Origin of the sequence: Halomonas sp. 707B3 (assembly GCF_024158645.1) — a bacterium.
GTDB classification, from domain to species: domain Bacteria; phylum Pseudomonadota; class Gammaproteobacteria; order Pseudomonadales; family Halomonadaceae; genus Vreelandella; species Vreelandella lionensis.
The window spans coordinates 1-12,547 of the sequence record NZ_JAMZBE010000015.1; the positions used below are offsets into that span (position 1 = coordinate 1).

Consider the following 12,547-nt stretch of genomic DNA (forward strand, 5'->3'; position numbering starts at 1 on the left):
CGTTAAAACGCACCAGTGGGCGAATATCCGCCGCTAGTGTGCCGTCACTGGCGCGTACTAAAACCACCTCATAGGTGCCCGACAGTGAAGCGCTTACCTGGCTAATGCTCGGGTCGGCCGCTCTAGCCACGCGGTCCGCCTCTTTTAGCATGGCCACTTTGTCTTCTGCCGAAAGACCCGCCAGTGGGTCGATACCTGCATAGTAGGACGCCGCGCTGACTGGCATTACTTTCTGCCCTGGCAACTGTTTGCCGCTGCGCACGATGCCAGAGGCGGTACGGCCTGTATCCATTAGTGCATCAGCGGTAATTTGGTTGGAGTACGCAAACCCGGTTTTCTCACCTGCCAACGAGCGCACGCCAACGCCGCCATCAATGTTATAGCTGGCCTCTTTAACTTCGCCATCTTCCAGCACCCAACCCTCTTGCCAGGTGCGCTGAAAATAGAGGTCGGCATAATCAATGCCCGCTCCCATCGCGTAGCCAAGGCCAGCATCCAGAGCGTTCAAATCGAGGCCACCTGGCGTTAGCAAAATGGAAACAGCGGACTCTATATCGCTTTTATGTGCGGTCATTGGGGGCCTTCTAAAGTCACTTGCGGCGAGGTCCAAGGGCCTCGCACGCGATAATAAATAGTGGTTGCTTGATCCAGCGCATCGCCAAAAATTTGGTCGGCAAGAAACAGTGCACCGCCCACAATGGGCGCTCCAACAGCAATGGCGGCGATGGGTAAACTTTGGCTAACCGGCAGTGTGACGCCTAGACGCTGGTCAAGTTCACGCTGTAAGAGGTTAACACTTCCCGTTAGCGTCAGCGTGGTGGCGGGTGCATCAATTTGCAGGGGGCCACGAAGCAACAGCTGCCCTTCAGCTACATCGGCAGTGCCATGCACACGGTCAAAGGCCGTTCCCTGACCGGTTAGGTCAGAAAAGTCGAACCGTAGACGGCGCAGAATGTTATCAAAGTTGAGCAACCCCACTAAGCGGGCAGGCGTCGATTCAAGCGTCACAAAACGGCCGTCGCGTATATCAGCACTCATTTCACCACCGGCCCGGCTTAAATCAAGCTGCCAGGGGGCTCCCGGCCAAGTAAGCTCAGCAGCAAGGTCGGTGGTGCGGCTACGCATGGCTACCGGTTGGTTAAGTCGCTCCAACGCCGTCCCCACATCGCCACCCTGTATGGAGATATCCGCTCGTGTACGGCTATTCACCGCATTGCCTTCCCAAACCAACTCGCCGCGTGCAGAAAGCTGTCCGAGGGTTAAACCAACTGGTGAGAGCGAAAAACGACGATCATCGGTTTGCCAGTAGGCGGTTAATGGGCCAAAGCGAGTGCCACCAACGCTAATATCCGCTAGCCGTAGCCTGCCGTTGGGCAGTTCAGCTAGCCAGTCGGGAATAGCAACGGGGGCTACATGCTGTGTTTCAATTGCGTCAACCCAAGAGTCGGGGGCTGCGACAGTGGCATCATGCTCTTTGGCGGGCAGGTCCAGTAAACGATCTAGGACTAGCATGCTAATTGCAACATCAAGCGGCCGCTCGCTGGTGGGTTGGTAATCTAGGCGCCCAGACAACATATCGCCGCTGAGCTGAAGTGCTGCGCGCTGGCCGGTGAGTGTCCCTGAGGCGTTAAAAGCGCCAAAGCACTTGTCACGAAAGCGTAAACAGCCAGCACGCAGCAGTACTTCAAGCGGCGTGCTTTCGCCACTAGAAGCAGATGCCAAGGCGCCTCCCGACAATATCGGCGACAGCACAGCGTGCCATGCCATGGGGTCTAACGTATCGAGCCCTGCTTCAAGGCGCCAGCCAGGCTGGCTGGGCCAATTCGGTCGCTGCACTGCATTGCCGAGCACCACTTCGGCCGCTAGTGCACCACTATTCAGCGTTTGGAATCTCGCGGCTGCCTTATCGGCCAGTTGCGTCGATACTCGCCCGCTTTCAAACTCCGCGCGTAGCTGCCATGGCCACGGTTGATCGCTAGTCTTGGCAAACGGCTCGGGTAGCGCGCTGGTGATGCCAAGCAGGCGGCTCTCTAAGGTTAACACTGGACGAGCCGCAAGAGAGACCTCACCCTGCCACTGGGTGCGGCCACTAATCATTTGGCGAGCCTGCTCGGCAGGCAGCCCTGCCAGCGACCACAGCGCAGACGACTCCACGCTGCCCTGCAAGGCAACACGCTGATCAGCCATCAGCTCTGCGCGAATATCACCGCCCTGCCACTGGCTGCTTAGCTCTCCTAACAGCGCATGCGCCTCACCCACCTGCTGCCAGCTGAGCCCACCATCCAGATCACGCAGGGTTATTGGTAGTGACGCGTAGTGCACAGCCGATAGCGCTGGCCGCGCATTAATCTCTAGCTGGAGCGCCTCCTCGTTATCCAGCGGCAGTACAAGGGCGATATCCCCTTCGATGGTACCATCAACGGTAATATCGCTAAGTGGTAGCGTGTCCATATCCGGCATGGCCTGAACAAAGTTCAGCAAGGATGCACCATCACTCTGAAGACTGCCTGATAGCTGAAGCAGCTGCTCTTTCTCCATACGTATCGTGCCTTGGGATACTTCAACGCCGTGGCTTTGGGCGTGCTCTACCTGGGCTTGAAGCACTCCTCCTTGCCACAGCAAGCGCCCCTCGACATCTTCCAAACGCGGCCACTCCGGCGCAATCGGCAAGTGGCCTTGAGTGACCTCCAGCGCGAGCGTTGCCGAGAGTTGATCTGATGAAGCCGCAGGTCCCAGGGGCTGACTAAGCTTCAGCGAACCTTGCGGCACTAAGCCACCAATATCGTTCTCCAACCACTCCCTCAGCTTCGGCTCAAATGCTTTCATGGGCAGCCACTGGGAGAGCGGGCGGGAGATCGCATCTACATCGACAAACGCAATATCCAACCCAAATTGACCGCTTTGCTGCCCCGCGATCAAGCCGAACCCACCACTTACCTGGGCGCCATCCCAGTCCACATTGAGGTCACGGCCGCTAATCATGGTGTTAGGACCATCATACACCCACTCCACCACCCCTTCGGCGTGACTTAGCTGCATAGGTACATCGAAGAGTTCTGGAAAATAGAGCGTACTATCGCCTGCGCTATTAAAGGTCACGCGGCCACGCAGGTCGCGAGCCTGCACCCAAGCGTCCAGCGGACCGCCTCCTGGCGCTTGCTGCCAGGGGAGTACAGCCACATTAGTAAGTGCAGCATCCACGCCCCATCGCCCCTCACGCTGCCCCAGGCGCAGCCCCTGCACCTGCCCTCGGGGCGAGAGCGTTTGCAATACCCGGGTGAGTGACTCAGGCAACAGCGCATACTCCCGCCAAGCCGCTAGCGAGGCGAGCTCAAACGCACTGGTTCGCAACTCCCACTGCCCCGGCTGGTGTGACAGATACCAGTGGCGTGGCAGCGCGGGGCCATCACTAACGCCTTCAGGCTGGGCCCACTCTACGGTTTCTGCATTGCCACTTAGCCACGCCTCACCGCCTTCGCTGTCGCGCAGCCACTGCCCACTGGCCTGAATGTTTCGCAGCACAGCGTACTCCACATCTTTACGCAGCGTCAGCTCGGGCACATCTAGTGCAAGCCGCGCATCAGCTAGCGCTCCTTCTTGCCAACGCCCCCACAGCTGCACATGACCGCCCACCTGTTCGAGAAAAGGCATGCGATCTGGCCGAAACAGTGCCGCCAGCACCACCAGATGATCCAACTGCATGTCGAGCTGAAGCGCAGCAGAAAAGTCCCTAAAGCCTTGCTGACCGGGCTGCATTTCGGCACGCATGGTAATGGCGGGCAGCTCTGATGCCAGCACATCAGGTGCCTCGACAATATTCAGGGAGCCCTCTAATCGTGTGCGGCGATGATCGCCATTCAGAAGCAGCGAAGGTGCATGAAGCATCACGGTCTGCTGCTGGCCATGCAGCATGATGCGGCTGTTATCCACCCAGAGGCGCTGGCGCAGCAGCAGTCCAGCCCAGGCATCCAAGGATTCAAGGTCCACCTCTGGTTGTGGTGCTACCCCCAGCGGCAGTTTGGCCGGTGAAGGCCAGCCCCAGGCGGTGTCAGGCTGCTGGTAGAGATGGAATTCGAGCCCAAACATACGCGCATCGCTGAAGATAGGCGCTAAGTGGCGCAGCGTGGCCCAGACATCCAAACGCAGCGACAAGCGATCAAGCCCTATCAGGGCCTGACCATCCGGCGTTTGCGCATGAAGGTCTTCAAGCTCCAGGTGCAGGACGTTGCGCTCCAGAGAGAGCGCTAGATGGTCGATGCTCACCGGCACGCCAATACGCGCCTCTAAAAGCGCCTCCAAGCGGGGGGACAATGCATCCACTTGGCTAGCAAAGAGACGCAGCGCTAGCAGCAGTACCGCCAGCGTACCCAGCACAACGGCCACCCCTACTAGACAGCCGCGAAAAAAAGAGCGTGGTGCCATCATTACATCAGTACGATGTCGTACTGCTCTTGGGAGTAGTGCTGCTCAACCTGAAAACGGATCGTTTTATTAATAAACGTTTCCAGGTCAGCGACCGCGGCAGACTCCTCATCAAGCAGCCTGTCCACTACTGGCTGGGATGCCAGCACCATATACGTTTCCGCACTATAAGCCCGCTCTTCACGCAGGATCTCACGGAAGATTTCGTAGCAGACCGTTTCAGGGGTTTTCAACGTGCCGCGACCACCACAGGTAGGACACGCTTCGCATAGTGTTTGTTCAAGGCTTTCCCGCGTGCGTTTACGGGTAAGCTGCACCAAACCAAGTTCGGTGACCCCGGTACATTTGGTTTTAGCATGGTCCCGCTCAAGCGCTTTTTCCAGCACGCGCAGCACTTGCCGCTGGTGCTCTACATCCACCATATCGATAAAGTCGATAATGATGATGCCACCTAAATTACGCAGCCTGAGCTGGCGGGCAATGGCAGTGGCGGCTTCCAGATTCGTCTTGAAAATAGTCTCTTCAAGGTTACGATGCCCCACATACCCACCGGTATTCACATCGATGGTAGTCATGGCCTCGGTGGGGTCAATTACCAAGTACCCTCCGGACTTGAGCTGCACCTTGCGACCTAGCGCTTTTTGAATCTCGTCTTCGACACTATAAAGGTCGAAGATGGGGCGCTCGCCGGGGTAGTACTCGATGCGATCAACAGCATCGGGCATAAACTCTTCAGCAAACTCGACCAGCTTGACGAAGTTCTCCCGGGAGTCAATGCGTACTTTCTCGATATCATCCCGCATCACATCCCGCAGGGTGCGCATAAACAGCGGCAAGTCATCGTAGATGACGTTGGGAGGGGCGGCGGTGATTTTGCGCTCGCTGACCTTGCGCCAAATACGTAGCAAGAAGTACATGTCGCTGGCCAGCTCTTCATCGCCTACGCCTTCGGCCGCCGTACGCACGATAAAGCCACCCGTGACCTCAATGGTTTGCTCTTCGATACTTTTATCCAGCAGCGCTTTCAAGCGCTCCCGCTCGCGCTCATCTTCAATGCGCTGCGATACCCCGTGATGAGGCGAGTCAGGCATATAGACCAGATAGCGAGAGGGAATCGAAAGATGGGTAGTCAGCCGCGCCCCTTTGGTACCGATAGGATCTTTGGTGACTTGCACCACCAGCGCCTGGCCTTCGTGCAGAAGCTGCCCGATGGTTTGCTGCTCGTCATTGGGCGTGCCGGGTGGCATGACCTCATGGGCATGAATAAACGCCGCGCGCTCTAAGCCAATATCAACAAAGGCAGCCTGCATGCCAGGCAGTACGCGCACCACTTTGCCTTTGTAGATATTGCCTACGATACCGCGCCTGCGAGAGCGCTCTATTAGCGCCTCTTGCAATACGCCGTTTTCCACCAGCGCAACGCGGGTCTCCATTGGCGTTAAATTTATGAGGACTTCACCGCTCATGCAAAATTCCTTATTGGATGTCCTATTCCTTGCCAGCGCAGCGGGCGATGAGTCGGTGGTTACGAGGGATAACGGCCCGCCCAAACGGGAACCCCTTGCTGGCGTAGCAAGCGCGTTGTTTCAAATAGTGGCAGCCCCACCACAGCAGAGTGACTGCCCTGAATTTGTTCAATAAAAATGGCGGCTAAGCCTTGAATAGCATACCCACCCGCTTTATCGGCGGGTTCGCCCGTCAACCAGTAGCAGGCGATCTCTTTTGCTGTTAACTCGCGCATGGTGACGTCCGTGACCACACAGCAGGAGAGTATACCTAGCGGCCCGCTTACCGCTACTGCCGTGAGTACCTGATGCGTGCGCCCAGAGAGCATTCTCAACATCTCAGCCGCGTGCTGTTGATCATTAGGCTTACCTAAAATGGCGCCATCAATAACCACCGCGGTATCCGACCCCAGCACGGGCAGCGCGGTTTTACCCACCGCCGCCTGCGCTTTTGCCACCGCCAGCCGTTCTACATAGGCCGCGGGAGACTCTGCCTCAAGCGGCGTTTCATCAATATCGCTTGGCATGACACTGACCGGCACACCGATAGAGGCCAACAGCGCCTGGCGGCGTGGTGATGCCGAGGCCAAACAGAGCACGGGGGTGTGGTTATCGTCACGCATTGGCCATTCGCCGCTCAATCGCTTTAAACATTGTGGAGAGCCACGGCCAGAGGAATGCGCTGACCAGCGATGGGATCAAGAAAGAGAGATGTATGGAAAAAACACCCGTCAGCGTTCTTAGCCACTGTTCTATCAGCTGAGCCAACCCTAACAGCACCAGCACCAATACCGACTGTTGTACCAGCGAATAAGCACGAAAACGGGGATACACTAGCGCGGCTAAAAACGTAAGAATCGAAAAAATCAGTGCATGCTGTCCAAGCGCTGTCCCCTCAATAAGATCCATCAAGAGGCCAAATACAAAGCCGTGAAAAACCCCAACTCGATCCGGCGCTTGCATACACCAATAAATCAACATTAGCCCAATCCACTCCGGGCGAAAAACCTGCCAACCATCGGCCAGGGGCATTACCTGCAAGCAGAGCGCAAAAATAAGGCTCAGCCAGACCACCACCAGCGGCACTACCGGCGCACGCGCCATTAGCGTTCCTCCTGCATGGCCGGGGAAGCTGGCTGCCCAAGCCGCTGGGCGGCATGGAGCGCATCGGCTGAAATATCCATGGACTCATCCCAAATAGAAGCATCCAACTCTTCGCGGGGTGGTGGAAAGAGCAGCAGGAAGTGGCGTGAACGCTGAAGCTGAGCCGAAGGTTCAGCAATAACCCGGGCAAATGGCTGGCCAGGGTCGTGATACACCTCGGTCACTCGCGCAACGGGGTAGCCCGGCGGAAAACGCCCTGCCAAACCAGAGGTGGTCAGTAAGTCACCTTCGCGAATATCCGCCGTATCCGGCACATGGAGAACGTTCACACTGCCGTAACGGCCAGTACCCTGAACAATAAAACGCAGCCCATTGCGGTTAATCTGCACTGGTAGCGCATGGCTTGCATCGGCTAACAGCAACACACGGCTAGAGTAGGCTGAAACAGCAGTCACCTGACCAACCAAACCCGATGCATCAATCACCGGTTGACCGACATAGGCACCGTTGCGGTGCCCACGATCCACCACCATTTGGTGGCTAAACGGGTCATTATCCAGCGAGAGTAGCTCCGCCGTGATATAGGGAATATCGCGCCGCTCGGCAGCGCCAAGCAAGTTGCGTAGCTCGGCGTTCTCAGCCGTCAGGTTAGCCAAGCGCTGTCCGCGGTGAGAGAGCGTCAAGATTTGCTCACGCAAGCGGCGGTTTTCATCCACCAGTGCCTGCTGGTCGGCGAGCGCTAGCGCGCCCCAATTCAGCAGATCACTAGGCACACTGACTACCCACTGGATGGGAGCGACAATAGTGGTCATTTGGGCGCGCACATCTTCCATGCGAGTAAAACGATGGTCGACAAACATCAACGCGCTTGCCGCCAGCACACAGAAGAATAGCCGGTAACCGGGTAGCGGCCCGTGTGAGAACAGCGGTTTAATAGGCAATCCCCCGCGTTAAACCGCTGCGATCAGTCGCTCGACAGCAACTCAAAGGTGTGCTGGTCGATCATTTCCAGCGCCTTGCCGCCGCCACGCGCAACGCAGGTCAGCGGATCTTCTGCCACGATAACCGGCAGGCCAGTTTCTTCGGCGATCAGCTTATCCAAGTCACGCAGCAGCGCACCGCCACCTGTGAGCACCAGGCCGCGCTCGGCGATGTCGGACGCAAGCTCAGGCGGAGACTGCTCAAGCGCACTCTTCACGGCAGCCACGATGGAGCCCAGCGTCTCTTGCAGCGCTTCGAGAATCTCGTGAGAGTTCAGCGTAAAGCTGCGCGGAATGCCTTCTGCCAAGTTGCGACCGCGCACGTCAATTTCGCGCAGCTCGCCACCGGGGTAGGCGCAGCCAATCTCTTCTTTGATGCGCTCGGCAGTGGCTTCACCAATCAAGCTGCCGTAGTGGCGGCGCACGTACGCGGTGATCGCCTCATCAAAACGGTCACCGCCTACGCGGATCGATTCTGAGTACACCACGCCATTCAGCGAAATAATCGCAATTTCAGTGGTACCACCACCGATATCCACGACCATCGAGCCCTGCGCTTCTTCTACCGGTAGCCCAGCACCTATCGCGGCTGCCATCGGCTCTTCGATCAGGAATACTTCTCGGGCACCCGCGCCTTCTGCTGACTCGCGAATTGCCCGACGCTCGACCTGAGTCGACATACAGGGCACGCACACCAGAACCCTAGGGCTTGGCGTGAGGAAAGTGCTCTGGTGCACTTTACGAATAAAGTGCTGAAGCATCTGCTCGGTAACGGTGAAATCGGCGATAACGCCGTCTTTCATCGGGCGAATAGCCGTAATATTGCCAGGCGTACGGCCGAGCATGCGTTTAGCGTCAGCACCTACCGAGGCCACGCTGCGCATATTGCCAGACTGGCGGATGGCGACTACGGACGGTTCATCAAGAACGATGCCACGACCGCGTACATAAATCAGTGTGTTGGCCGTACCCAAGTCGATCGATAGATCGCTGGAAAACAGCCCCCTCAAACGTTTGAACATGGATGTTGTTACCTAGTGCAGACCGGGAACCCTGTGCGGATGCAAACGGTATCACCGCAACCCCTTGGCAGCAAGCACGAGTCGTGCCGAACACTGCCCGTCAGGGCCATTATGTGGTACCTTTTGCGGCTATTTTCCACGTCTGCTCCGTCAGACGAATTTAAGATGACCGTATGTATACCGCTTAAAGCGAAATATGTTCCATCACGATTGCGAGGAAACCTCGATCATGGCGCTTGAAGAATCTCATGTGCGCCGGGCCGCACACTTGGCCCGACTCGCCGTTAGCGATGACCAAGCCAGTGGCTTTGTCGACGATCTCAGCCGCATTCTGGACATGGTCGACCAGCTCCAGAGCCTGGATACCGAAGGCGTCGCGCCGCTGTCGCATCCGCTAGACGCTACCCAGCGCCTGCGCGCCGATGAAGTCACGGAAACGAACCAGCGCGACACGTTCCAGCGCTGTGCCCCGGCAGTGGAAAACGGTCTTTATCTGGTGCCGCGTGTGGTCGAGTAACCCACGCCCACCGCTCGTTTCCGCTTATTCTATTCGCCCCTAAACGGAGCTTCCGGGTCATGCATGATAAAACCGTAACGCAGCTCGCCGCCGCCCTAGCCAGCGGTGAACTCTCCAGCCGAGAGCTGACTTCCCACTTTTTGCAGCGCATTGAGAAAGCCGACGGTCAGCTCAATAGCTTTATTACCGTGACCGCCGAACAGGCGCTAAGCCAGGCCGAAGCCGCCGATAAAGCGCGTGCTGACGGCAAAGCAGGCAAACTCACTGGCATTCCGCTAGCGCTAAAAGATATTTTTTGTACGCAAGGCGTCAAAACCAGCTGCGGCTCCAAAATGCTCGATAACTTTATCGCGCCTTACGACGCCACCGTGGTAGAGAAACTCAGCGCTGCGGGCACCATTAGCCTGGGTAAAACCAATATGGACGAGTTCGCCATGGGCTCCTCCAACGAAAACAGCCACTACGGCGCGGTCAAAAACCCGTGGGACCTCGCTGCCGTTCCCGGCGGTAGCTCCGGCGGCAGCGCAGCGGCAGTGGCAGCGGGGCTTGTGCCTGCGGCGATGGGCACCGACACCGGTGGTTCCATTCGCCAGCCAGCGGCGTTCTGCGGCATTACCGGCCTGAAGCCCACCTACGGGCGGGTTTCCCGTTACGGCATGATCGCCTACGCCTCCAGCCTCGACCAGGCAGGCCCCATGGCGCGCACCGCTGAAGACTGCGCGCACCTACTGAACGTGATTGCCGGTCATGATGTTCGTGATTCCACCAGCGTGGCCCGCGGCGTGCCGGACTACACCGAGACACTGAATGCTCCGCTCTCTGGCCTCAAAATCGGCCTACCTAAAGAGTATTTTGGCGACGGCTTAGACCCTGAAGTTGAAAAAGCCGTTCGTGACGCGGTGAAAGTGTATGAGTCGCTGGGCGCCACGGTGCGCGAAGTCAGCCTGCCGCATACCCACTACGCGATTCCGGCTTACTACGTCATCGCCCCTGCCGAGGCTTCTTCGAACCTATCGCGCTTCGACGGCGTACGTTTTGGCCATCGCTGCGATGCTCCTACGGACCTGATCGATCTCTACACCCGCTCGCGGGCGGAAGGGTTCGGTGAAGAGGTGAAGCGCCGCATTCTGATCGGCACCCACACGCTATCGGAGGGCTTCTTTGACGCCTACTACACCAAAGCGCAGAAGGTTCGCCGCCTGATTCGCCAGGATTTCCTCGACGCCTTTGAAGATGTCGATGTACTGATGGGCCCAGCCTCCCCCACGCCTGCCTTCGACCTGGGCGCGAATAAAGACCCGGTCTCCATGTACCTGCAAGATATCTACACCATCGCCGTTAACCTGGCGGGTATTCCTGGCATCAGCGTTCCCGCAGGCTTTGCGGGCGGTCGCCCGGTAGGCTTACAGATATTGGGCACCCACTTTGCCGAAGCGCAGTTGCTTAACGTTGCGCACCAGTTCCAGCAAGCCACTGACTGGCATCTTCAACTGCCTGCCTTTGCCGAGGAGAACGCCTAATGCAATGGGAAACCGTGATTGGGCTGGAAGTTCACGTTCAGCTCGCAACGCGCTCTAAGATTTTTTCCGGTGCCTCCACCGCGTTTGGTGCCGAGCCGAACACCCAGGCCTGCGCCGTTGATTTGGGCCTGCCGGGCGTCCTGCCAGTACTGAATGAGCAGGCCGTGGCCATGGCCGTGCAGTTTGGCCTCGCCGTCCACGCTGAGATTCCTGAAGTCTCGGTGTTTGACCGCAAAAACTACTTCTACCCGGATCTTCCCAAGGGTTACCAAACCAGCCAGATGTACCACCCCATTGTGGGTGCTGGTGACGTTGAGATTACCCTGGATGATGACACCACCAAACGGATTCGCATCCACCACGCCCACCTGGAAGAGGACGCAGGCAAGTCGCTGCACGAAGACTTCCACGGTATGACCGGCATCGACTTGAACCGGGCAGGCACGCCGCTGTTAGAGATCGTTTCAGAGCCAGATATGCGCAGTGCGAAAGAAGCGGCCGCCTATCTCAAAGCGATTCACTCCATCGTCACCTATCTGGGCATTTCCGACGGCAACATGGCCGAAGGCTCGATGCGTTGCGACGTCAACGTGTCGGTGCGCCCTAAAGGGCAAGAAGCGTTTGGGACTCGTGCAGAAATTAAAAACGTCAACTCGTTCCGCTTTGTGGAGCGCGCCATTGCGTTTGAAGTCGAACGTCAGATTGAACTGATTGAAGACGGCGGCAAAGTGGTGCAAGAGACCCGCCTGTTTGATCCAGAGCGCGACGAAACCCGCAGCATGCGCACCAAGGAAGAGGCGAACGACTACCGCTACTTCCCCTGCCCCGACCTGCTGCCGGTGGTGCTGGATCAAGCCTACCTGGATCACCTGCGCAGCCAACTGCCGGAGCTGCCCGCCGATAAGCGTGCCCGCTTCCAGAATGAGCTGGGCCTGTCGGCTTACGACGCTAACGTGCTATCAGCCAGTCGTGAAATGGCGGAGTTTTTCGAAGAAGTACACCGGGTATGCGGCGACGCCAAGCAGGCGGCCAACTGGGTACAGGGCGAGCTTTCCGGCGCGCTGAACCGCGAGAATCTGAGCATTCAAAACAGCCCAGTGTCAGCCCAACAGCTTGGCGAACTCATCAGCCGTGTGCTGGATGACACCATTAACGGTAAAGCCGCTAAGCAAGTGTTCCAAGCGCTATGGAATGGCCAGGGCGAGAGCGCGGATGCCGTCATCGAAGCCAAAGGCTTAAAGCAGGTGACCGACACCGGCGCGATTGAAGCGATGATCGATCAAGTCATTGCCGAAAGCCCGGCACAGGTGGCTCAGTACCGTGATTCCGAGCCGGAGAAGCGTGGCAAGATGATTGGCTACTTTGTGGGTCAGGTGATGAAGGCATCACGCGGTACCGCCAACCCGCAGCAGGTCAACGGCTTGCTGAAAGAGAAGCTGGATGCGCTGTTATAGAAAACGCGCATAGGTGCGGTGAT

The 12,547-nt window shown here is 57.8% G+C and carries 10 protein-coding genes; 3 read left to right on the forward strand and 7 right to left on the reverse strand.

All coding sequences use genetic code 11. The features are described from left to right. The 7 genes from BIS10_RS03685 to BIS10_RS03715 form a co-directional block, all read right to left on the reverse strand. The coding region (locus BIS10_RS03685; protein ID WP_301281953.1) for a PmbA/TldA family metallopeptidase at positions 1-574 on the reverse strand (574 nt) is incomplete at its 3' end. Then, complete coding sequence (locus tag BIS10_RS03690) at positions 571-4,422, reverse strand: YhdP family protein (protein ID WP_392567147.1); 3,852 nt, start codon at positions 4,420-4,422, stop codon at positions 571-573. The genes BIS10_RS03690 and BIS10_RS03685, both read right to left, overlap by 4 nt. Positions 4,423-4,424: 2 nt before the next feature. Further along, the gene (rng, locus tag BIS10_RS03695) at positions 4,425-5,888 is read right to left on the reverse strand and encodes a ribonuclease G (RefSeq protein ID WP_044629938.1); all 1,464 of its coding nucleotides are present in this window, start codon (positions 5,886-5,888) and stop codon (positions 4,425-4,427) included. 59 nt (positions 5,889-5,947) lie between these two features. Then, positions 5,948-6,550, reverse strand: a complete 603-nt coding sequence (locus BIS10_RS03700) for a nucleoside triphosphate pyrophosphatase (protein ID WP_253502615.1) — start codon at positions 6,548-6,550, stop codon at positions 5,948-5,950. Then, positions 6,543-7,031 carry a rod shape-determining protein MreD gene (mreD, locus tag BIS10_RS03705; protein ID WP_044629936.1) on the reverse strand — a complete coding sequence of 163 codons (489 nt, stop codon included), beginning with the start codon at positions 7,029-7,031 and terminating at the stop codon, positions 6,543-6,545. Before mreD ends, BIS10_RS03700 begins: the two co-directional genes overlap by 8 nt. Continuing rightward, a complete protein-coding gene (mreC, locus tag BIS10_RS03710; protein WP_253502618.1) occupies positions 7,031-7,972 on the reverse strand; it encodes a rod shape-determining protein MreC in 942 nt (313 codons plus the stop codon). Before mreC ends, mreD begins: the two co-directional genes overlap by 1 nt. Positions 7,973-7,995: 23 nt before the next feature. Continuing rightward, positions 7,996-9,033 carry a rod shape-determining protein gene (locus tag BIS10_RS03715; protein ID WP_018915723.1) on the reverse strand — a complete coding sequence of 346 codons (1,038 nt, stop codon included), beginning with the start codon at positions 9,031-9,033 and terminating at the stop codon, positions 7,996-7,998. Positions 9,034-9,262: 229 nt separating this feature from the next. Between BIS10_RS03715 and gatC the strand changes: the two genes are divergently transcribed. From gatC to gatB, 3 genes are read left to right on the forward strand one after another with little or no spacing between them, the layout of a single operon-like run. After that, positions 9,263-9,550, forward strand: coding sequence for an Asp-tRNA(Asn)/Glu-tRNA(Gln) amidotransferase subunit GatC (gene gatC / locus BIS10_RS03720; RefSeq protein ID WP_054641298.1), 288 nt, complete (start codon positions 9,263-9,265; stop codon positions 9,548-9,550). Positions 9,551-9,609: 59 nt separating this feature from the next. Then, positions 9,610-11,070 carry an Asp-tRNA(Asn)/Glu-tRNA(Gln) amidotransferase subunit GatA gene (gene gatA / locus BIS10_RS03725; protein WP_253502622.1) on the forward strand — a complete coding sequence of 487 codons (1,461 nt, stop codon included), beginning with the start codon at positions 9,610-9,612 and terminating at the stop codon, positions 11,068-11,070. After that, the gene (gene gatB / locus BIS10_RS03730; RefSeq protein WP_253502625.1) at positions 11,070-12,524 is read left to right on the forward strand and encodes an Asp-tRNA(Asn)/Glu-tRNA(Gln) amidotransferase subunit GatB; all 1,455 of its coding nucleotides are present in this window, start codon (positions 11,070-11,072) and stop codon (positions 12,522-12,524) included. The genes gatA and gatB overlap by 1 nt, the downstream gene beginning before the upstream one ends. The last annotated feature ends 23 nt before the right edge of the window (positions 12,525-12,547 follow it).